This window comes from Paenibacillus sp. FSL K6-1566 (assembly GCF_038050475.1).
In the GTDB taxonomy this organism is placed as follows: domain Bacteria; phylum Bacillota; class Bacilli; order Paenibacillales; family Paenibacillaceae; genus Paenibacillus_AQ; species Paenibacillus_AQ lactis.
Map to the genome: position 1 here is coordinate 1,153,276 of NZ_JBBOSR010000001.1, position 21,450 is coordinate 1,174,725.

Annotated in this window: 17 protein-coding genes and 1 pseudogene; 13 read left to right on the plus strand and 5 right to left on the minus strand. The window is 45.7% G+C overall.

What is annotated here, in order from left to right; all coding sequences use genetic code 11:
* Positions 1-279 precede the first annotated feature (279 nt).
* A complete protein-coding gene (locus NST08_RS04985; RefSeq protein ID WP_341341515.1) occupies positions 280-1,902 on the plus strand; it encodes a response regulator transcription factor in 1,623 nt (540 codons plus the stop codon).
* A gap of 305 nt (positions 1,903-2,207) precedes the next feature.
* Positions 2,208-2,681, plus strand: coding sequence for a hypothetical protein (locus NST08_RS04990; RefSeq protein WP_028404435.1), 474 nt, complete (start codon positions 2,208-2,210; stop codon positions 2,679-2,681).
* Positions 2,682-2,716: 35 nt separating this feature from the next.
* Here the strand turns inward: NST08_RS04990 and NST08_RS04995 are convergent, their stop codons facing one another.
* The gene (locus NST08_RS04995) at positions 2,717-3,505 is read right to left on the minus strand and encodes a DUF4367 domain-containing protein (protein ID WP_341341516.1); all 789 of its coding nucleotides are present in this window, start codon (positions 3,503-3,505) and stop codon (positions 2,717-2,719) included.
* Positions 3,498-4,070, minus strand: a complete 573-nt coding sequence (locus NST08_RS05000) for an RNA polymerase sigma factor (protein ID WP_341341517.1) — start codon at positions 4,068-4,070, stop codon at positions 3,498-3,500. Before NST08_RS05000 ends, NST08_RS04995 begins: the two co-directional genes overlap by 8 nt.
* Before the next feature lie 370 nt (positions 4,071-4,440).
* Between NST08_RS05000 and NST08_RS05005 the strand changes: the two genes are divergently transcribed.
* Entirely contained in the window at positions 4,441-4,899 is a 459-nt protein-coding gene (locus tag NST08_RS05005) for a hypothetical protein (protein WP_341341518.1), read from the plus strand.
* A 68-nt stretch (positions 4,900-4,967) separates the two neighbouring features.
* On the opposite strand, the gene NST08_RS05010 is transcribed toward NST08_RS05005, so the two are convergent.
* Complete coding sequence (locus NST08_RS05010) at positions 4,968-6,242, minus strand: M56 family metallopeptidase (RefSeq protein WP_341341519.1); 1,275 nt, start codon at positions 6,240-6,242, stop codon at positions 4,968-4,970.
* 9 nt (positions 6,243-6,251) lie between these two features.
* Positions 6,252-6,626: a BlaI/MecI/CopY family transcriptional regulator gene (locus NST08_RS05015; protein WP_341341520.1), complete on the minus strand. Its 375-nt coding sequence runs from the start codon at positions 6,624-6,626 to the stop codon at positions 6,252-6,254.
* A gap of 313 nt (positions 6,627-6,939) precedes the next feature.
* Between NST08_RS05015 and NST08_RS05020 the strand changes: the two genes are divergently transcribed.
* The 7 genes and pseudogenes from NST08_RS05020 (at position 6,940) to NST08_RS05045 (ending at position 14,098) form a co-directional block, all read left to right on the plus strand.
* A complete protein-coding gene (locus NST08_RS05020; protein WP_341341521.1) occupies positions 6,940-7,269 on the plus strand; it encodes a nucleoside triphosphate pyrophosphohydrolase in 330 nt (109 codons plus the stop codon).
* A gap of 335 nt (positions 7,270-7,604) precedes the next feature.
* Positions 7,605-9,149 carry a hypothetical protein gene (locus tag NST08_RS05025; protein WP_341341522.1) on the plus strand — a complete coding sequence of 515 codons (1,545 nt, stop codon included), beginning with the start codon at positions 7,605-7,607 and terminating at the stop codon, positions 9,147-9,149.
* A 21-nt stretch (positions 9,150-9,170) separates the two neighbouring features.
* Positions 9,171-10,205 carry a hypothetical protein gene (locus tag NST08_RS05030; protein ID WP_341341523.1) on the plus strand — a complete coding sequence of 345 codons (1,035 nt, stop codon included), beginning with the start codon at positions 9,171-9,173 and terminating at the stop codon, positions 10,203-10,205.
* 1 nt (position 10,206) lies between these two features.
* A pseudogene (locus NST08_RS29895) lies at positions 10,207-10,392 on the plus strand (YkgJ family cysteine cluster protein); the annotation flags it as partial.
* 75 nt (positions 10,393-10,467) lie between these two features.
* Positions 10,468-10,908, plus strand: coding sequence for a hypothetical protein (locus NST08_RS05035; protein ID WP_341341524.1), 441 nt, complete (start codon positions 10,468-10,470; stop codon positions 10,906-10,908).
* Positions 10,909-10,961: 53 nt separating this feature from the next.
* Positions 10,962-13,517: a DUF4268 domain-containing protein gene (locus tag NST08_RS05040; RefSeq protein WP_341341525.1), complete on the plus strand. Its 2,556-nt coding sequence runs from the start codon at positions 10,962-10,964 to the stop codon at positions 13,515-13,517.
* Positions 13,518-13,534: 17 nt separating this feature from the next.
* On the plus strand, positions 13,535-14,098 hold the full coding sequence (locus NST08_RS05045; protein ID WP_341341526.1) for a hypothetical protein: 564 nt from the start codon (positions 13,535-13,537) through the stop codon (positions 14,096-14,098).
* 62 nt (positions 14,099-14,160) lie between these two features.
* On the opposite strand, the gene NST08_RS05050 is transcribed toward NST08_RS05045, so the two are convergent.
* Positions 14,161-14,388, minus strand: coding sequence for an HTH-like domain-containing protein (locus tag NST08_RS05050; protein ID WP_341341527.1), 228 nt, complete (start codon positions 14,386-14,388; stop codon positions 14,161-14,163).
* A gap of 256 nt (positions 14,389-14,644) precedes the next feature.
* Between NST08_RS05050 and NST08_RS05055 the strand changes: the two genes are divergently transcribed.
* The 3 genes from NST08_RS05055 (at position 14,645) to NST08_RS05065 (ending at position 21,280) form a co-directional block, all read left to right on the plus strand.
* Positions 14,645-14,995 carry an HIRAN domain-containing protein gene (locus NST08_RS05055; RefSeq protein ID WP_341341528.1) on the plus strand — a complete coding sequence of 117 codons (351 nt, stop codon included), beginning with the start codon at positions 14,645-14,647 and terminating at the stop codon, positions 14,993-14,995.
* 101 nt (positions 14,996-15,096) lie between these two features.
* On the plus strand, positions 15,097-17,988 hold the full coding sequence (locus NST08_RS05060; protein WP_341341529.1) for a PD-(D/E)XK nuclease family protein: 2,892 nt from the start codon (positions 15,097-15,099) through the stop codon (positions 17,986-17,988).
* On the plus strand, positions 17,981-21,280 hold the full coding sequence (locus NST08_RS05065) for a UvrD-helicase domain-containing protein (protein WP_341341530.1): 3,300 nt from the start codon (positions 17,981-17,983) through the stop codon (positions 21,278-21,280). The genes NST08_RS05060 and NST08_RS05065 overlap by 8 nt, the downstream gene beginning before the upstream one ends.
* The last annotated feature ends 170 nt before the right edge of the window (positions 21,281-21,450 follow it).

A 21,450-nucleotide genomic window follows, 5' to 3' on the forward strand; every position in this document is an offset into this window, starting at 1 on the left:
TCTGAGAGAAAGCTGCAGCGGAAGCCTGAACCAATGACCGCCTCTGTGACCGGATATTTACCCGCATCATATAAAATCCAAGAAATCCGGGAGCAACCCCAATCATAGGAACATTTTACTTACTTGCCGCCCGCATCCAAATCAATCATTCTGTTAACATCGTTCCAGTTATTTTCCGGTTTACGTCATGCCTGAGCGGTTTCACGCCGATCGGGCATGGCGTATTACCGTTAGAGTGAGGCTATTTTCCTTTTTGCAAATAAGAAGGGGGCTCTTCAGATGTGGAAGATAGGAATCGTGGATGACGACCGCGCCGTGCTACAGGGAATCCGCAAAGCCATCCCTTGGGATGAACTGAATGCAGAGTGGGCAGGGGAAGCGTTGAACGGGGAAGAAGGGCTTGAAATGATTGCATCGGCCAGCCCCGACATCGTGATTACCGATTTATACATGCCTGTCATGAACGGTCTGGATATGATCGAGCACCTGCGGAAGAACGCCGGCTATACGGGAAAAGTGATCATTCTGAGCGGATACTCGGACTTCGAATATGCCCGCCAAGCCTTGCGTCTGGACGTGAGCGATTATTTATCCAAGCCGGTCAGCCTTCCGACGCTGAAATCCGTGTTAAACCAGGCGATATCCGATTTGGAGGAGCGTGAAGAGCTGCGCATCAAGCAGGATGAGCTGCTCCAGAAGCTGCATCTGTACGAGCCCTTCGTCGAGAAGGAGTGGGTCAAATCGGCCGCAGCCGGCACCCTGCTGCAATCAGGACTCCAATCGGAAATCCCGGAGCCTTATCGGTATTGGACCGATTTCGATCATACGGTCATCGGCATCGAGCTGGTCTACGACCAACGGGCAGCCAAATTAAGCTTGCCGGACTGGAGCCTCCTTCGGTTTGCAATCAGCAATATGGCGTGCGAAATTACGCAGGCGGCATTTTCACGCTTCGACCATACGGATCTCCACACCAATCGTTCGGTGATCATTATTCATCATGATCGAACAGAGCCTGCCGAGCGAGTGCGGCAGCGGCTGGAGCAGCTGGGTGTCCGATTAATCGACTGTGTGCGGAACTATCTGAAGCTGAAGATCCGGATCGGCATCGGTGAGCGGAAGAGCTGCATAGGGGATATCGGCATCTCGACGGAAGAAGCCTTCCGCGCGATCGATGTGACTTCCCGGCCGGCGGTTCCGGAGCATGAGCTGTATTTCTACAGTGCACAGGAGCCGGGCAATGCGGAGGCCAAGTCTCCGGTGCGTCCCGTTAAGCTATACCTGGAGCTGGCCGGCGCGATTCGTACCTCGCAGGAGAATCAGGCGCAGACGATTATAAGGGATTATATGAAGCGGCTGGAGCAGGAAGGGGGCATCACCAAACCCTACGTCGGCATGCTGGCCGGGGAGCTGTGGGGCATTATCGCCTTTGCTTTCTATGAGACGGGGACCGTCGTTGACGATATCTTCCCGTATGACGGCATAACGCGCGAAATGGCGAAGCTGCAGCGTCCGTCCGAGCTTGCCGAATGGCTGATCACCAAGATCGGACTCGTGTTCGGCAGCCGCGAATGGGGCGGGAACGGAAAGCATCGCCAGGCGGTCGACTTTATGATCGAGTACATTCACGAGCATTATGCCGAGGACCTCACGCTCGGGGGACTGGCGGATAAGGTATATATTTCGAGAAACTACTTGTCGATGATTTTTAAGAATATGACCGGAGAGACGTTCAACAATTACCTGACCCGAGTACGGGTCGAGAAGGCCCGGGAGCTGCTGATGGAGAAGAATGCATTGGTTTACGAAGTGGCCGAAAAGGTTGGATATAAAAACGTTCCGTATTTCAGCACGGTATTCAAGAAATTCACGGGCATGAACCCGACGGAGCTTGTGAAATGATTCTGGGGAGGCGTTAAGAACTGCTGGAAGACTGGAGAGAGCAAAGGAATGGCGTGATGGGGAGCAGGGGAGCCGCAAAGGAGTGGTGGCGCAATGTCATCAATGCGTATTTTTATCGTAAATCGGGGATCAAGTAAGGGTATAGTCGAGTAGTTTATTCGTAGAGGGAAGGGCCTTGAATTTCAACTTGGTTGGGATTCGGGGTCTTTTATTATTCCTGGGCTTATTTGAAATAAAAAGTTGCGTCATATTTGATTGTGATAAGTCGTTTTAGTAGTAGAGAAAATTAGAAAGGATGAAAACGAATGAAGAAAGTATTTCTGTCTTTTTTAAGTTTCGCCATGCTACTGTTGTTCTCGGTCCAGTTTGTCTCAGCCCAACCGATTGATGATACGCAAGCCCAGTCTGATGACGAGCTGCCGCCAACGATTTATTCCTTATTCGATCCGAGCTACAAGTATTTGAACAACGGAGGGACAAGTGTTAGTAATATTGGAAATTCAAAAATTAGCATTTCAGGATATAGCACAGCCAAACAGCGGGTAGATGCCATCGGTGTACAATTGACGCTGCAACGATGGACAGGCTCGAATTGGGTAGACATTTATCGCAGTCCCAAGGCAGAGTTAGCAACTTCCTCAAATACATACACGGAACATGAGGTTACGGTAGCCCCAGGCTATTATTATCGTTCTAAATCGTCTCATTGGACGCAACACGGAACCGTAAAAGAAGAAGGGACGTTATATTCGGGATCGATTCTAATTCCAGACAGGTAAAATCAAAAAGCAGCAGGGCTCCTGCTGCTTTTTGATTACTGTAAAGATTCCGCAATTGAAATGATGTCCTTTTCAGTCAAGACCCCAAAGATAGATCGTTTAATATGATCGGCTGTGATCCATTCCAGATGAATTAAATCGGGACTTTGAATAATCAGAACTGCTTTATAACCGTTAATGACCGTATCCTTAATGATGGCTGAGTCATGGTTAATCGTTGTTTTCTCTGGTGAAGAATTCTCTCGAATCATGTGCTGATTGAATTGCAGGATCTGTCCTTCTCCATCGACGTATTCCATAAAAACCGTCCGGTACTCTCCATCAGAATCCTGAAAAATACGAACGGTCTCTAAATCATAACCGGCTGGTAGATAGGTTGGGGAAACCATAGGGAATATGACTTTCCCTCTTGCCTCTTCCAAACTTGTATCCTCTACACGGCCTTCTCCACCTCGAGAAATCGAAACCATATTGTCTGGGGGCGGAGGAGATGTTCTAGCTTCCGGATTTTCATCAGAATAAGGTTCAGGTTCTTCAAAGAAAATATCGATCAGGTCCTCTTGTACTTTTTTTACAAGACCTTGGAACTGGGAATAAGCGGCAGGCAAGTCTGTTGTCATGAAACAACTAATCAGCAAAGACGCACAAGCAACTAACGCGCCTATTTGGAATCGCTTGATCCAACGTCTGCGTGTTTTATTTTTATCCAGCCGAGCTTTCACTACCAGCCATGATTGGGTACCGTCTGGAATGTCCACGTCTTGATGGACGTCCTTTAACCACTTTTGCAAAACCTCATCGTTGTGTTTGAATTCGTTATTCATCGGCATCAACCCATCTTTTTGAAAAATAGCGGTACAATTTCTTTCTGGCTCTCACCATCGTTTGGGCTAAAGCTTGCTCCGTTTTGCCTAACTCCCGTGCAATTTCCTTATACGGTTTTTCCTCGATGTAATACATGAACAATGCCTGCCGATACTCGGGGCTTAACTCATTTAGCGCTTCGTGGAGGATTTCATTTCGAATCCGATCCTCCACTTGTTCGGCTACCGTAGGGTGAAGGAAAGGAGCCTCTAAATCAATAACGACTTGAGGCTCCCTTAGATGACGATACTTTTTATTCTTTTTGAACAAATCATAGGCGTGATTTCTAGCGACTTTAACGATCCAGGCCTTCAAATGCATAGTGCCTTTCAGTTGCGGGGCCTTAGCTACCACTTTGTAGAATGATTCCTGCACAACATCCTCAGTCAGTTCATGGCTTCGTGTCAGAAAGAAAATGTCCCGGTAGACTAAATTCCGATAAGCTTCATAGGCTAATCTTTGGACCTCGTGGTCTAAATCATAGAAATTGCTGCGTAAGAAATACAACCATTGTTCCTGCTCCACTTATACCCTCCCCCGTTTAACTCTTTTACTACTAGTTATAAGTACCTAATAATCATTCCATCTTTAGTAAAATACTAACATAAAATAACATTAATTTCCTAGATTAAGTCATTGAAATATTTTTTAGAAAAAAAGTCATATTTTCCTAGTATAAGTCGTTATAGTAGTAGATTAGCTCTTTTTGGTTAAACAGGCGTCTTAGAAGCTGCCTTACCTTTCTTAGGGCAAAATAACAACCAGGAGACTGTGCACCAACATAGTAAAGACATTTGCTATTAGAAATGAGGTGGCACACAAGTAATAAATGGGAGGTGAGTTCTTTTAGGGCTAGTCTATTGTTTCCTATTAAATTCTAAGGAGGATTTTCCGTATGAAAAAGCTACTTACTGTTGCTCTGACAATGGTAATGATGATGACGCTCTCCATTTCTGCGTTTGCTTCTTCTCCTGGGTTAGAAATTGAGGAAAAGTCGAATAGCAGCGTAAACAGTAGCGAGACACATGTTAACATCGTTAATGATGAAGTAGAAGTATTTGCTCGATACAATATTGACTGGAATATTCCTGCTGGATATGATGAGTATGGTGTTAGCCAATTCAGTATGAGCAAGGGTAATACCGTTGAATACAGTATTAGTTGGAGTCCACGTGCAGGTTTAGTACGTGTTGGATTATACGATAGAAATTCTGGTAATTTCTATTGGGAAGAAACGGATTCTAGACCGCCTCTCAGTGGCAAAATTACAGTACCTTATACGAGTGTCTGGAGCCTGGCAGTCGGTAATCTCTCTGATCAGCGAATTAATGCAACTGGTTATTTTATTTATTAATCTTCTTAGCAATAGCACTACAAGAAAAAGCCCACGACTATTTTCGTGGGCTTTATTTTTCACTAGATTTATTTGAGCTTATCAATTACTTCAGAAGTGTAAATTCCATCTTCTTTAGTAACTTGAGTCTGTTCCTCTGGTGTGAGTTTTTCATAAGGAACCAAGGTGTCGTAACCTTTAGGATCATAAAGCCCCAGTTCTTTAGTTACTAATTCTTTCTCATCGGGTAATAGAGCATCATACTTAAAATAGTGTGTGCTTTGAGAGATTGTATTTGATGCAGAACCACCGATCTCTTCAATGGTTTGGTTCGCAGCATCGTTTATCGTTGCTTCAGTTTTGATCTCAGGTGAATTTTTCGAAGCCCAAACGGCTGTAGATGTCCCGATTGCTCCAACAGCAATGACAGCCGTTGCCGCAATAATTACGGTTTGTCTTTTCAACTTCTTCACACTAAGCATCATGATCAATCTCCTCTTCAATTGTTTGCCGTCACTGGATAAGAAGGCACAGAATTGCACGGGTAAATTTCGTGCCCCTTCCATGACGTTCAAGATTGTCTCCCCATAGCGTTTGCGCTCGGCATAAGACATCTCTTTTACGACATCTTCATCGCAAGAAAATTCACTCCATGTCTGAATGTCCATACGAAGAATGTGTACTAAGGGATTAAACCAATTTATGGCGGACGCTCCTAACGCAAATGCTTTGACCCATAAATCTCTCCGTTTCAGGTGGATCAGCTCATGGCGGATCACCATGCCCTTGTCCATATCCGCGATATTTTCCGTAGGGAGGTAAATAGTCGGTTTCCATAGCCCGACAAGGAGAGGACTCCGAACAGCAGAACTGTATGCAAGCTGGACGTTGCTGTGTATGCCCAGAGCTTTCTTCATCAAGGTAAGTTGTCTCGCAGCTTCACTGTTCTCCAAAACGGGTATGCGAGTTTGCTGTAACTTCCCTACAAACGTCCGATAGCAATAAACCTGCCATATTGCAAAAACTAAAGCTCCGATCCCCCACATACTCAAAAAGGCGAGGGCAATATCAGCCGTAAAATTCAGTTCCGGAATAGCCACTTTGGATAGATCAGGCTGTATTTGCTGCACACTCATAGGTAAACCGGATAAAGAAGGTGCTTGATTCGGAGTAAAGAGTGACCCAAGACATTGCAGAACAAGAGCTAGGGGGAAAAGATAGAAAACTACGGCCATTTTGCTAAGTCCGTAACGCCACTTTGTAGGGAAGGCATCGGTGGGTAATAGACGCAATAACAGAATACAAGCTACAACTACACTACCAGCTACATTCAACGTAAACAGCAGTTCAAGAATGTTATTCATGAATGGCACCTACTTTCCCGAAAACCATTGCTTCAGTTCCGCAATATCTTCATCCGAAAGCTTGTCACCGTCGTACAAGGCTGCGATTAAATTTTTCACCGATCCTTGATATATTTCGTCCAGAACATGCTGCGTCTCGGCCAGTTTGTAATCTTTCGGTGTGATTAGGGGCGTATACTTGTTCGTTCGGCCATGCTTTGTTGCTTTAAGCGCCCCTTTGTCAACCAACCGCGAAAGGAAGGTGGAGATCGTTTGCCCTTTCCACTCCTTGCCACGCCCAGCGAAAATATGCAGTAATTCGGTCGATGTGACAGGAGGGTCGCATTCCCAAATTACCTCCATGAGTTCCATTTCAGTATCCGATAGCTTTTGAATTTGGTTCACGGTGAACACCTCTTCAAATCGTTATGCGTCCATAACGAATCGTATTACTACACTACGTAGTGATTATAAATTACTACGTAGTGTAGTGAGTGTCAAGCAAATATGACATAAGATTTACCATGATTTGTAGTGAATGGATTGCGAATAAGGTGTAAGTAGTGAGTAGATCAAGAGGTTGGGTTGGTGGGGAGCTACTCAGTGAATTGATTTGGGTTGAGCCTAATCAAGGGATGCAACCGACAATTAAGCTTCCTTGGTTCATGGATTTGATACAATGGGATTACATAATTAACCATGTAAAGGATGAGAATCTATGCCGGTTTACAATAAGCTAGTTCGGGATCTGATTCCCCAAGTCATTGAAGCTACAGGCAAAGAATTTCGCACACGGATCTTGGATGAGGAAGAGTATAAGAAAGAACTGATCATAAAGCTCAAACAAGAGTCGGAGGAATACTTTACTGCTCAAATTTCAAAAGAGTCGCTGGAAGAACTTGCAGATATGCTTGAGGTTATCCGGGCGTTGACAGTTGTTCACGGGGCAACATGGGAAGAGCTTGAGGCCTTGAGAGAGAAGAAGGCGGAAGCTCGAGGCGGTTTCCAGGAACGGGTGTATTTAATTGATGTTGAGGACGAGGCTTAATGTCATTGGGGCGGATCATGAAGGAACTATTAGTATTGGGCGGCAATATGAAACATGTGAAATAATAACTCGCAAGGGCACGAACGACCGGAGTAAAGGTCATTCGTGCTTTATTTATATTGTCCAATGTGGTTTGCTAGTGATCAAAATTTGAATGGGAACGAATATTCGCTGACAAAGTCATGTCAAACACCGACTGTAGAATGAGAAATGTTAGCAAACCCTACTTAACAATAATTTAGTTTTTTATCCTTGATACTTTGTATAGGAGGGATTTACTGGATTTTGTCGAATTAGTTCGATGTACCTATAACAGTGCTGTGAAAGGTTATTTTATGGGGAATACAGAGAAGGACAAAGGTCATAGCGGTTTTATTGATGCAACTATAGGGGCTGCAACAACAGAAAATATTGAACGCTATGGTCAAGCGGCATCGGAATTTATTAAAGGCTATAAAGGGTCAGTTGATGCTAATGGCGATATTGTAAGGAAAGGGCTCAAGCAGGTAGCTGAGTCCAAAGTTAATCCGGATTTTGAGTACCAGAATATAAAGCAGCAAGCTGGTTTTTCAGCCGAAATCCATTATGTTGATAAAACGAACGCCGAGAATATCATCAACAAAAGTAATACTCGCGTTCATCGATCAAATGACATAGGAAGAGGAAACGACCCACAATTCGACATATTGTCAGTCGATGACTCCGGGAACCCTTCGTGGGGAGCTCAGATGAAGTTTTGCGGCAAGTTTGGAACTCCTGAGGAAATAAGAATTAGCTCTGAAAACTTAGTAGATAAAATGAGCGGCGATAAATGGGAGAGGTATAGGGGCAATGACGTTCTAGTTCCGAAAGAGCAATTTGTGATCGCCAAAAAGTATGCCGAAGATCAAGCCAGCAGCTTATCTGAACAAGCCGAGAAATTTAGAAGCCAGGGTCAATTCGATAAAGCTGAGCTATTAGAGCAGAAGGCAGAAAAATACCGCCAAGTATCGAGTGATTTGAAGGACAGTGGGATAACATCCAAAGAAGCGATATTCCTTCGTGAGCATCCCCAACTGGCGACAGCGAAGTATGTACTGGAAACTGCCCATCGATCAGGGCTTGAGAATGCAAAAGGTGCAGCCGTCGTATCTGCAGTCATTTCAACAGTACAGAACGTCACAAGTTTTATCCGAGGCGAGAAACAGGCAGTGGAAGTGATAAGGGATGTGGCCAAAGATACCGCAGCTGGAGCAGCTTCCGCGTATTTCATTGGTGCGACCGATACTGCAATCAGGGGGTTCATGGGAGCAAGCAAGAACAGCGTCTTTGTTAATCTGTCAAAAACCAACATGCCTGCAATGATTGCAACTGCGACAGTCCAAGCAGGAAAATCACTATTTCGATATGCCAAAGGTGAAATCGATAGTCTTCAGCTTGTTGAGGAGTTAGGTGAAAAAGGTACCGGCATGATGGCAGCGAGCTTTGGTGCAGCCGTAGGGACAGCGATATTCCCAGGTGTAGGAACTGCCATTGGGGGGATGGTCGGCTATCTAGCAAGCTCGTCCATATATATGGCATGCATGCAGACCCTTCAGGAAAAACGGCTTTCTATTGAACGAAGAAACAAAATTCATACCATCGCAACAGCCGCTAAGGAGGCGATGGGTAAGCAGGGGAACGAGCTGCTTGAAATGGTAGGAAAGTTCTACGCTGATAGGCAAAGAGTCTTCGCGGAATCCCTTTCCATGTTAGAAACTGCAAGTCGGATTGAAGATATGGAGTTATTCACTCAGGGGCTGAACAACATTGCGGTTGAAATGGGTGGGGCCCTAAAGTTTAAGAATTTCACAGAGTTTGATCGTTTTATGTCTGAGAAGGATGCAGTTTTAGAATTTTAACTTTATTGAGGAGGGCAATACATGCCACTACCATTAATCCCTGCAATTGCTGCCGGACTAGCAGTTATAACAGCGGCGGCAGGAGCCAAAAAAGGATTTGAAGCAAAACGGGACATGAATAAAGCAAAATCCATTAATCAGACATCGCAGGAGATTGCACAAGAAGCGGAAGAATTTATTGCAATGGCGAGAGAAAGAACAAATGAGGCTATTACTGAGCTTGGGCAAGAGAAGATTCGAATCCTGACAACGTCGATCAATGAGTTTATAAGTAATTTTGAGAAAATTAAAAATATCAACCTTAAGAACAGTCAAGGTATTGATGAGCTTAAAAACTTCAATCCAACTAGTGAGAGCTTTAAACAGTTGAAGGAAGCATCGTTTGAAGCTAAAAAAATTGCAATGAATGGGTTAGCGGCAATTGGTTCAGGGGCTTTGCTCGCTTATGGTACATACAGCGTGGTTATGAGCGGATTAGGTGGACTTATAGTCACCGCTACGACTGGCACTGCAATAGGCACCCTTTCAGGCGTAGCAGCGACGAATGCGACATTGGCTTGGCTTGGCGGAGGGGCGTTGACTGCAGGAGGGTTAGGAGTAACCGGAGGCATGGTTGTTCTAGGGGGGCTCGTGGCTGGACCCGCACTTGCCATTGGCGGAGCTATTTTTGCAAGCCAAGCGAAAACTGCTTTAAACGATGCATACGGCAATTACGATAAAGCCAAAGCCTTTAAGAAACAGGCAAGGAATATCGGCATCGCGTTGAAAGCAATTTTTACTCGGGCGAACCAACTTACAGAATTATTGAAAAAGCTAGACGTTTTCTTTGCCTATCAAGTAGGTGTGTTACGTGACATCATCTATTCAAAAGGGGTCAATTGGCAGGACTATTCCAAGGCTGAACAAGAAGAAATCTACAAATGTGTTCAAATGGCTCAAGCCATTAAGATCATCCTTGACTCGTCTCTTCTTAAGCAAGAGGGGCAATTGGATGAAGCGACAGATTACGTGCTTGAGAACGGTAATAAATATCTCGATATGCTAATGCAAGGATAGCATGTTTCATTGCGACCAATGCGGATTGTGTTGTAAGCGGGTAGGCATAACCGATCAATACAAACATCTGGATCGGGGGGACGGCGTATGCCTTCATTTTGACACTGGGACGAATCTGTGCAGCATCTACAAAGATCGTCCCGTCATATGCAGGGTAGATGCATCATTCGAGTTGTTTTTTCAAGATCAGATGACTATAGAGGAATTCTATGAAATTAACTATAAGTCATGCGAAATGTTAAAGGGATTGGAGAGTCATACAATGAGTGATTTGAAGTCTGCACTGGTTGCAAAGTTTGAAGAAATTTTCGGTTATACACCCGGCGATGAATATGCTCCAAGAGTTAAAAATGCTCGCGAAATTATTTGCCAAGGTCGATATAGCAAGGATGAAATGATTGATATCACCGATACGAGTATCTTTAGCAACGGGAAGTCGGGTTTAGTTCTGACCGTCGATTCGGTTTGCGTGAAAGATTCGGGCAACTTCACGTCCAAGTTTATCGCGAAATATGAAGATATAGAATCCACGTACATTAAAGAGGAAAGATTCCTCGGTGCCGATCTATCGGCATTAGAACTTAATATGCGATACGGTGCTAAGTATCAAATCAGCATTAAAGCAATTAGCAGGAACAAATTAATGAAATTCATAGACTATGCAGCTTCACTCTATCAAGAAGATGATACGTTGGAGTGGTGATATTAGATAATTGATATTTTTACTCTTAAGAGGAACTAAAAAGGAGATCAAGCATGAGCGACCTACAGTCATTATCTGAATTGTTTCAAAATAAATTGTTTCGTATTCCAGACTATCAAAGAGGTTATGCCTGGAAGCAGGATCAACTCGTAGATTTCTGGGATGATATCGTAAATTTGCAGGAAGACAGGTATCACTATACCGGCCTGTTGTCATTGAAGGCAGTTCCAAAATCTGAATCAAAAGGATGGAGCAATGATACGTGGCTGCTGGACTCCGGATATAAAGGATACCACATTGTTGATGGCCAGCAGCGTCTTACTACCTTCTCGATTCTCGTGAATGAGATCGTCTTATTCGTTAAGAATTTAGAGTTTAATGCGGAAAAAAATGATGAGGAGATCGTTCTTTGCTACCAAACGCTGAAAGCGATCCGTAATAAATACATCTCGCAGAAACGGCCGCCTCAAAACCTTATTACGACCTACCTTTTTGGGTATGAGGCTGACAATCCAAGCGCTGATTATCTTATCTATCAAGTATTTGAGGAGCCTTATAGCGGTGCCGTAAATGAAACCTACTATACTCAAAACTTAAAATATGCAAAAGAGTTCTTTTTTGATTGTTTGCAAAAGTTGTATGAAGACGAGGGTATGGATGGCATAGAAGTCGTGTTTCGTAAAATCACATTACAATTGATGTTTAATATTCATGAAATTGAGGATGACTATGATGTTTTTGTAGCCTTTGAAACGATGAACAATCGCGGTAAAAAGCTGACCAATCTTGAACTGTTGAAAAATCGTCTGATTTATCTGACTACTCTATATGATACCGATAAATTGGATGCGATGGATAAAGCAGAATTGCGCAAACAAATAAATGAGGCGTGGAAGGAAATCTATTACCAGCTCGGCCGCAATCAGAATTCACCATTATCGGATGATGAGTTCTTAAGAGCTCATTGGATTATGTATTTTCAGTACTCTCGTAAGAAGGGCGACGATTACATAAAATTTCTACTTAATAAGTTTTCTTCTAAGAATATTTTTGATAAGCAGATCGTGGCCATTGGAGAGGATGTTCCAGGAATTGTTGATTCGGATCTTGAGGAAGACGATGATGTTCCACAACCTACGGAGTCTGAAGTAGAAACAGTTACAACAATTAGCAAACTTGAGCCTAGTGAAATAGCAGCCTATGTTAATAGCTTGAAGAGCGTTGCGAAATATTGGTTTTATACATTTTTCCCGGAACTTAGTGAGTTAACACATGAAGAGAAGGTTTGGATTGAACGTCTCAATCGAATTGGGATTGGTTACTTCAGACCACTTGTTGCAGTATCATTAACCCCGGATGCCAATACCACGCCAGAAGAACGTGTCGATTTCTTCCGTGCTGTAGAACGCTTTATCTTCTTATCATTCAGAATGGCGGCATTCCAGTCGAGTTATAAGAGCAGTGATTATTACCGAAAGACCCGCGATGTTTATATCGGTGAACTTGCCTTAAGTGAGGTTACAGCGTCCCTGATGGAAACGTCCACGAATGATATGGATTTTGCGATCAAGAACTTCATGACCCGGATCGATAAACGTTTTTCAAATGGCGATGGATTTTATGGCTGGCGCGATCTTCGATATTTGCTTTTTGAATATGAATTTAAGAAGGCAGAAGAAACAGGGATTGAAAAACTTGGATGGATGCCATTTACAAAGGTTGAAAAAGACAAGGTGTCAATTGAGCATATTCTTCCTCAGACTCCAACAAAATGGTACTGGAAAAATCAGTTCCGTCAGTATACAGATGACGAGATAAAAATATTATCGGGTACACTTGGCAATTTATTGCCGTTGTCGCAGAGCGTAAACTCTGCTTTACAGAATGATAGTTTTGTAGATAAGAAATCTTCAAAGAGCAGCGGACGACGTGGTTATGAGGATGGATCTCACTCCGAAATCGAAGTGTCTCGGGAAGTAGATTGGGATGCTCAGCGTATATTAAAACGTGGCATTAAGCTTCTGAAATTTGTTGAGACTCGTTGGAACATTCAATTTAAAGACGAAGCGCAAATGATTGATCTGTTACACCTATCCTTTGTCAATGATGGCCGTGCGGATGTCCCTGAACTGCCGAAGCCTGATTCTGAAGAGTCAGCCGCCCTTGTTTCTGAAACAACAAGGGTACTTTCTGATCGACATTTTTTAAGGATGGATTTCTGGACAAATTTTGTACAGTACTGTCGCGATCATGGACGTGGGGATGATATCGCATCCCGAAAACCATCATATGACGATTGGTACGATGTAGCAGTTAATCATCCGGAGTATCATCTCTTCTTTCAGCTTGTCAGAAGGAAAATACTGCGGATTGGGATTTATGTTCATCGCCCGGAGTATTTTGCATTACTCGAATCGAAAAAGACGGAGATTGAAAATATATTTGGGGATCCACTTGAGTGGTATACGAGCAGAGAAAAAAGTGTAGCCAAAAGAATTCTCTATTCTCTTGAAGCCGATATTCATAACCCAGAAAAGTATCAGCAGCATTTTGAATGGCTTGTCAGCCACTTTGATAAGCTTAAAAGTGCTCTTGATGCCGTTGAATAGTGATTGAGGTGACACAGATGCTAGAACTAAAAAAGAGCGTATTAGAATTCTTTAGGCACATTCAAGAAAACCATATTGAAATTTATAATGAATTCAGCCTGCAACATGAGTTGGGGATTTTTTTAAGAGAAAGACTCCCTCAATACAAAGTTCAATTTGAGCGAAATGTTTCGTATTTTTCAAGCAATCGTAACACCATCAAAAAGGAAATCGACATTTCAATTTTCTCAGAGGATAAGCTGGAGAAATACGCGATTGAATTGAAATGTCCTCTAAATGGACAGTATCCGGAACAACTATACTCCTTCACGAAAGATATCAGATTCATGGAAGAATTGAGGAGGCTAGGTTTCGCTAAAACGGCTTGTGTTGCTCTTGTATCTGGCAAACCGTTTTACCAGGGGAAAAATAATAATGGCATTTACAAATTTTTCAGAGAGGAATATGCCGTTTACGGTGAAATTTATAAACCGACAGGCTCCGGTAAAAATGAAGAATATATTACTTTAGAAGGCAACTATAAGGTTGAATGGAATGACTTAAATGCTCAAAGTAAATTCTATGTTATAGAAATAGAATAACGGTGTAACATCTTGTCGACCCAAGACCCCATCAGGAATGATGGGGTCTTTATGTAGAATTACTATTCTTTCGGTATAACAAACTCCGATAAGTTTATTCCTTTATTTACTTCCGTAGCATAAGAGGGATTTATACCTGAGAAACCAACAATTTCCTTAATACTCAGATGGTTGGCAAGAATTACATCTGCATATTTAATTCCAAAAAGATGAATCATGGTCACCTGTCTTCCATGCGGGGCGCGATTATACATATCGCTTAATATTTCTCCTAATTTTCGTGCGTCCAATTTAATCACTCCTATCGGCAATAGTAAATTGTTGAATAATGAAATACTTCTAGACAACAAGTATTGAATCCTCTTATACAGCAGTATCCTGCTCAAACCTTCGCACGACAGTCGTGTGAAGGTCTTTTAGTTAGAACATGCATTCGCTGACAAACAGCTGTTCATCCTGAGCTTTAAAATAAGCTTATCAAGATTGAGGCTGAATATCCAGAATACATAAATACAGTTTCTGGTTAGAAACGGAGAGTAGGCGTGCATGGGACAAATTTATATCGCAATTACCGGGACATCGCATTATTTCGGCGCAAGTTTTTTGAAGCCGGGGATGGTTGTGCAGCTTATGAAAGATCCGGACAATCCGTATGACGAGGAGGCGATCCAGGCGGTGATTCCTCCGCTTGGAAAGATCGGCTACGTTGCGAACAGCACGCATACGGTGCCTAAAGGACGTCGGAGCGCTGGTCGGATCTATGATTCATTTGAACAACAAGTTTACGGTGTGATCCGGTTTATTGTGAAGGATTTGGCCATTGTTGAGCTTATGGAAGGAATAGCATCACTCGATATATTCCTCCAAACAGAACATCAATCTTTTCCCTGGAAATGAGGAAAATTGGCGTATTCTGTTTTTTATTGCGGATTTAGGAAGGGGACAACGAGAAATTTGGCGAATGTAGGTATATAGAATTACAAGGGAGGAGGATTGGCATGGACCTAATAGATCGATTGTATCAGAAAATAAAAGAAGATCCGCTATCCCCTAAGATACTGATTGTCCCGTCCTATTCGCAAGGACACCAATTGCTAGAGCGAATTTGCGAACGTTTCGGTTCGGTTTTTAATGTGGAAGTTGAGACACTTCAGGGCATGGTGCATGCCAATACGGCATTCGAGCTGTCGCGTCGAAAGATACGTTTGCTTGAGGACGAGCAAGCGTTCTGGGTGATTCGACAGCTAATGCTGCATCAGGCCGAAGCAGATCCGCATAGTTATATTAAGCACCAATCAATGCTAAACCCAGGGGTGGTCCGTAAAGTTCATCAGTCCCTCGTTGAATTGCGGATGGCTGGGGTTCGTTCCGGCGACATACATCCGAATGACTTTTCGAACGAGAGCAAGGGCTTGTATCTCCAACAATTGCTTGATCGTTATGAGGCTTACCTCAAGGAGCAGGCGCTGACGGACTTTGCGGGTTTGGCCGAGTATTGTACTCCAACTGCGGATAACACAAGATTTTTACTTCTGCAGCCCGCCGGATGGTCGAGAATGGAATGGGATCTGATCGAGAAAATAGCCGGGAGCCAACTGGACATCATCAATTTTGATGAGCTTTTTTATACCCATGCAAGATTCTCTAACAATCGACTGATGATGTTTCGCGCCGCTGGAAGTTTAGCTGAAGTTCGCGAAGGGTTTCGCAGAATGATTGCAGAGCCCGAGCCGCTGGATCAGATGGAAATCATGTTGTCGGATTATGAACGATATGCGCCTGTACTTTACTCGCAGGCCGAGGCATCGGGGGTCCCGTGTACGTTCTCCAATGGGCTTCCGATCTCCTACTGTACGGCAGGCAAGGCTGCTTTAGCTATTCTTGCTTGGATTAAGGAAGGGTTCCCAGTGGCTCGCCTTACGGAGATGCTTCGCAGCGGATGCCTGCAAATCGCTGACCAGCAAGCATCCGCCGGGGATTGGATACGCCTGCTGGAGCAGAGCGGAATCGGCTGGGGCAGACATCGCTATGCCGGAATCCTTGATTCCCGACAACGACGCATGGGGGACGGGCAGCAGGAGCTTGGAATGAAGCTGCATGAGGTGCTTCAAGGCTGGTTCGACAAGCTTCCGGAAGGAAGCGAGTGGAGGCCCGATCTGTTGCTCGAATGGTTGGGGGATTTTGTTGAGAAGCATGTACCTCTTCATTCGAGCGACGACCAGAACGTAAAAACCGCCATTCAAGCTTGGAGCACACGTCTATCGGGAATCCGAGTTGGGTCCATGACGCCCGAGTGGGCGGTACGATATGTAACTGAAATATTGAACGGTATACGGATCCGGGTCGATGCAACACCGAGGCCGGGGGCAGTTCACGTTACTTCCATTCACAACGGCGGCTTCAGCGGAAGATACCGAACATGGATCGTCGGCATGGATGAGCGAGCCTGGAGCATGCCGATCATGCAGGATCCTCTGTTGCTGGATGAAGAGCGGGCAGCGGTATCTAAACATTTACAATTGGTCCGTGAACAAGCCAAACAATTCAGAAACGTTCGTGATGCCCGGTTATCACTCATATGCGGGGAATTGTGGCTTAGTTATGCTTCGTACGATCCGGGGGAGCGGGAAAGCCGAACCCCTGCATTCGAGATGCTGCAAATAATGAGGCTGCAATCTGGGGATGACACGCAGGATTTCAGCGCTTTAGAGAGAGTATTAGGGCAGCCGTATAGCGTAATGGATGTGCTGCATCCGGAAGAACGAAGAAGTACATATGATGAGATCGATGTATGGGCGCAATATCTTCGGGATTCAAGCGGAACAAGAGATGGAAGGAAGGCCGTATCACATGCTTATCCGGCTTTGGCGCAGGGATATCTGGCACAGGTGAATCGCCAAGACGAAAGACTGTCGGTTTATGACGGGTGGCTTAGCACGAATAAAGCGGGTTCGGATGGCATACTGGGGCAACAAGCCATCAGTGTGAGTCAACTGGAGAAATATGCGGCATGCGGACTGCAATACTACTTTTATTCCGTGTTAAGACTGCGTCCTAAAGAAATTCCTGTCTTTGACCGTGCCCGTTGGCTGCAGGCCGATGAACGGGGAACGCTCCTGCATCATATTTACAGGCTGTATTTGGAGGAGGTTACGGAGTTCGGTACGAAGCCGCCGCAGCATGACAGACGCAAGCTGCATAGGATTGTAGACCAAGCACTTGATGATGCCGCGAAGTCTATACCGGCTCCCAGCCCGCATGTACAGAAGAAGGAATGCGAGGAGATCCGGCGCGATGCAGAGGTTTTTTACAGGAACGAAGAAGGGAAGACCAAACAGCCCTGCTATTTCGAATTGGAACTAGGTACACCTGAGGGTGAGCCGATGGAGCTGACATTGCCGGACGGCATGCAAGTGAAATTGAAAGGGTTCGTCGATCGGGTGGATCGTATCGGCCCTCATGAATATCGAATCATTGATTATAAAACAGGCAATATGAAGAAATACGCCTCAGCCGAATATTTCCGCGGAGGAACACAGCTTCAGCATGCTCTGTACTCCATCGCGGTTGAACAGTGGCTTCACGTAACAGGCAAAGATATTGAGGCCAGGGTAACGGAAGCGGAATATGCTTTTCCAACCGTACGGGGAAGAGGAGAGTATGTCAGGAGGAAGCAAGACCGCAGGGAGGAATTAGGCGACATCATCTCTAAACTTCTGGATTCCATGAATCAAGGTCTGTTTATTCCAGCTAAAGATGTTAATACGTGTACGTGGTGCAAATACCAATCCGTGTGCGGCTCGCACGCCGAGTGGATGGGGAATAAACGGGGAGCTGCTGTCAATGCAGCTGTATTAGGTTCACTGCGGGAGGTGGAAGAGATTGATTGAATCCAGTTTATTAAACTTGCCGGTGGATCAAGCAGACCGTCATCGAATCCTTCATGATTTAGATACAACGCTACTTGTGGAGGCAGGGGCCGGATCGGGTAAAACGACCAGCTTGGTAGGCAGGCTTCTTGCCTTAATTGATCATGGCGTGCAGGCAGAACAAATCGCAGCGATTACATTTACGAATAAAGCTGCCGGGGAGCTCAAGGAACGATTCCGGGTCGCGTTGGAAAACGCTAATCGAACAGCTGAACCCGGTTCAACGAGCCGCCGTCGATATTCGGATGCTCTAAGCAAGCTGGATCTCATGTTTATTGGAACGATCCATTCCTTCTGCGCATTGCTGCTGCGAGAGCGTCCGATTGAAGCAGGGCTGGATCCGTATTTTGAGGAGATGGCTGAAGAGGAGGACAAGCTCTTTCGGGATGCCTGTTGGGATGAGTATATTACGGAATTGAATGAAGCGCAGCTGCGGCTCTTGGACGAACTATCGCTGCTCGGCGTTGATGTGAATACACTGCGGGATGTTTATGATCGGGTAACCACATTCTCCGATGTCGAGCTGCCTTGTCAAGAACGACTGTATCCAAACTTCGACCGCATTCGGGATACGCTCTTCCCACTGCTTGAGGCGGCGGCGCCGTATATACCATCGACTGAGCCTGACCAAGGATGGGACAAGCTTCAAACGCTTGTACGTACAAATCGCCAAAAGCTGCGGCTGATCGACGTGAAGGATGATACGCGCATTCTTGAGATTGCGGAGCAGTTCGAGAGCAAGATCCATGTAACGCAGAAGCGATGGACATCCAAAGAGCAGGCAGCCCAGCTGAAGACCAGATTTATCGATTGGCAGGAAACCGTGTTATTTCCCTTTCTGCAGGAATGGCGCGAGTATTTATACCCGAAGCTGATTGCGTTCGTTCGCCCGGCTATTCTCTATTGCCAGGAACGCCGCTTATCTGCAGGACGGTTGAATTTTCAGGACCTGCTCGTAGAAACTACCAGGCTGCTTCGCGACCATATTGAAGTTCGGGCTTACTTTGGACAAAAATACCAACGGATCCTCGTTGATGAATTTCAGGACACGGATCCGGTGCAAGCTGAGCTTATTTTTCTGCTCACGGACGTTACCGAGTTGGGAATGGAGAATCAGGACTGGAGGCGGCTGAAACCGCGGCCCGGCTCGTTATTTCTGGTGGGAGACCCGACGCAGTCGATCTATCGTTTTCGCAGGGCAGATATCTCGATTTATAACGAGGTCAAAGCGCGAATCCGTGAGTGCGGGGGTGTGCTTAAATTAACGTCTAATTTCCGTTCCGTTCCATCGATCGGTGATTATATTAACAGTCGGTTTGCAGGCAAATTTCCTTCAGTCGAAACGGAATATCAAGCGGCGTTCGCGAAGATGGAGACGGACTGGGATATTTCGTCCCAAGCAGCAGCGCATGGTGTGTACGTGTTGAACTATCCCAAGATTACCGGGGGAAAAGCAGCGGCTGCCCTGGAAGATGCCAAGCGTATCGCAAGTTATATTTCATGGGCTTGCACCGACGGCAACCTGCAGATAATCCAGAGGGACGGCACAAGCCGGAATGCAGTTCCGGGGGACTTCCTGATTCTCACTAAGACGAAAACATTCATTCATGTCTATGCGGAACAGCTGGACCTAAGCGGTATTCCTGCCGATACTTCCGGAAGTACGGCCGCTTATGAAGAAATGCTGATGCTATGGCAGCTGGTCCGCTGTCTTGAAGACGCCTCCGATCAGCCTGCATTGCTCGCGGTTCTGCGCGGCATGTTATTTGGATTAAGCGACCAGCAGTTGTGGGCCTATAAGCAGGAGGGCAGCCGGATATCCATACACGAATCGATATCGCAGGCAGAACTGAGCGAAAATGCGCAGCCGGTTGGCGCAGCGCTGGCCAGATTGCGCATGTATTCGGAATGGGTCCGTACATTACATGCAGCGGCAGCCTTCAGTCTTATCGTCGAAGATTTAGGGATCATACCGTATGTATCGGCATTGCCCGCTGGTTCGGTACGCGCGGGAACCTTGGTCGGATTGATGCAGCTTGTGCACAGCGACGCAAGGGCTGCTTCAAGCTGGAGTGAACTATGCCGATTGATGGAAAGAGCATGTCAAGGGATGGAAACCTCGAGTCTGTATGTCGGAGGCGATCAAGCCGTCCGTGTGATGAATCTGCATAAAGCCAAAGGGCTGGAGGCGGCTGTCGTTATTCTTGCGGGTCCATGCGAAGAGTCCGAACACGAGCCCTCGCAATATATCGATCGGTCTTCCGACCCGGCAGCCGGGTATTTTACGATCCATAAGAAAACAGGGGGATATCATCCGAAAATAGCTGCGCAGCCTCCCGGTTGGGACGTAATGAGCGAGCGGGAGCGGACATTCGCACAGGCTGAGAAAGATCGGCTGCTGTATGTAGCAGCGACGCGGCCCAAGCAAATGCTGGTCATCAGTTTATATCCCGAGCAGCCGGCCAAGTGCCCTTGGACCCCGCTCGTTGAAGGAATGCCAGAGCTTCCGGAGCTTCAGGTTCCTGAACGCATACAAACGTCAAAAACGGAGTTAACCGAAGGACCGGATATCCTCGTCATTCGGGCTGCTCGTCAGCGCCAATTGGATGATATAAGCCTGCCTACCTATTCCCTGCTGTCGGTAACGGAACAGACCAAGACGCTCCATGACCGTCCGGAATGGTCCTCGGAGGGGAAAGGGATGGCATTCGGCAGCGTTGTCCACCGCACGCTGGAAATGCTCGGCAATGGATTGGCGGAGTCGGATCTGGATGAGGCCGTACAATGGCTTGCGAGCGAAGAAGGATTGGCAGCAGAGTACATCCCCGAAGCCGTACGAATTGCGCAAAGCATCCTGGTCAGCGAACTGTGGCAGCGAAGCTTGCGTGCACGCCGCCGGTTATTCGAGCTGCCCCTGTTACTTAGGAAGAACGCCGCGGAGCTTAAGTCATTCAACAACATGGCAATGGAAGACATAAAGCTCGAAGCGGCCCCGGCTTCGGCAACCGGGGATGATGCTGTGAAGCATGCTTATTTGCGAGGCGTCATCGATTTTCTGTTCGAGGAAGAAGACGGCTGGGTCATTGTTGACTTCAAGACCGATCACGTCGAGGAGGGGGCCCTGCAGACGTTCGTTAATTTCTATCGTCCTCAGGTCCTTGTCTACGCTTCGGAATGGGAACGCACCTTTGGCTTCAAAGTGAAAGAAGCAGGGCTTTATTTCGCAGGGATCGGGCGGTATGTAGTGCTGTGACACTAGCTCTGTATCTATGTATCTAGTGTTCTAAAAGCATAACGGTCAAGGTTTCCATCCAACTAATGGTAACAGGGGAGCTTAAACATTGAGTGGAGTTCTCCTTTCTATAGGAAGAAGTAACCGGAAATTTTTTTAGTTCTCTGGGAGGATATGGTTGCTTGTTGTCG

What these genes read in the sequence shown, in the direction of transcription:
- NST08_RS05030 (WP_341341523.1), top strand. Translation starts at nt 9,171, where the DNA reads ATGCCACTACCATTAATCCCTGCAATTGCTGCCGGACTAGCAGTTATA.
- NST08_RS05020 (WP_341341521.1), top strand. Translation starts at nt 6,940, where the DNA reads ATGCCGGTTTACAATAAGCTAGTTCGGGATCTGATTCCCCAAGTCATT.
- NST08_RS05055 (WP_341341528.1), top strand. Translation starts at nt 14,645, where the DNA reads ATGGGACAAATTTATATCGCAATTACCGGGACATCGCATTATTTCGGC.
- NST08_RS04985 (WP_341341515.1), top strand. Translation starts at nt 280, where the DNA reads ATGTGGAAGATAGGAATCGTGGATGACGACCGCGCCGTGCTACAGGGA.
- NST08_RS05060 (WP_341341529.1), top strand. Translation starts at nt 15,097, where the DNA reads ATGGACCTAATAGATCGATTGTATCAGAAAATAAAAGAAGATCCGCTA.
- NST08_RS05045 (WP_341341526.1), top strand. Translation starts at nt 13,535, where the DNA reads ATGCTAGAACTAAAAAAGAGCGTATTAGAATTCTTTAGGCACATTCAA.
- NST08_RS05035 (WP_341341524.1), top strand. Translation starts at nt 10,468, where the DNA reads ATGAGTGATTTGAAGTCTGCACTGGTTGCAAAGTTTGAAGAAATTTTC.
- NST08_RS04995 (WP_341341516.1), bottom strand. Translation starts at nt 3,505, where the DNA reads ATGAATAACGAATTCAAACACAACGATGAGGTTTTGCAAAAGTGGTTA.
- NST08_RS05025 (WP_341341522.1), top strand. Translation starts at nt 7,605, where the DNA reads ATGGGGAATACAGAGAAGGACAAAGGTCATAGCGGTTTTATTGATGCA.
- NST08_RS05010 (WP_341341519.1), bottom strand. Translation starts at nt 6,242, where the DNA reads ATGAATAACATTCTTGAACTGCTGTTTACGTTGAATGTAGCTGGTAGT.
- NST08_RS05005 (WP_341341518.1), top strand. Translation starts at nt 4,441, where the DNA reads ATGAAAAAGCTACTTACTGTTGCTCTGACAATGGTAATGATGATGACG.
- NST08_RS05040 (WP_341341525.1), top strand. Translation starts at nt 10,962, where the DNA reads ATGAGCGACCTACAGTCATTATCTGAATTGTTTCAAAATAAATTGTTT.
- NST08_RS04990 (WP_028404435.1), top strand. Translation starts at nt 2,208, where the DNA reads ATGAAGAAAGTATTTCTGTCTTTTTTAAGTTTCGCCATGCTACTGTTG.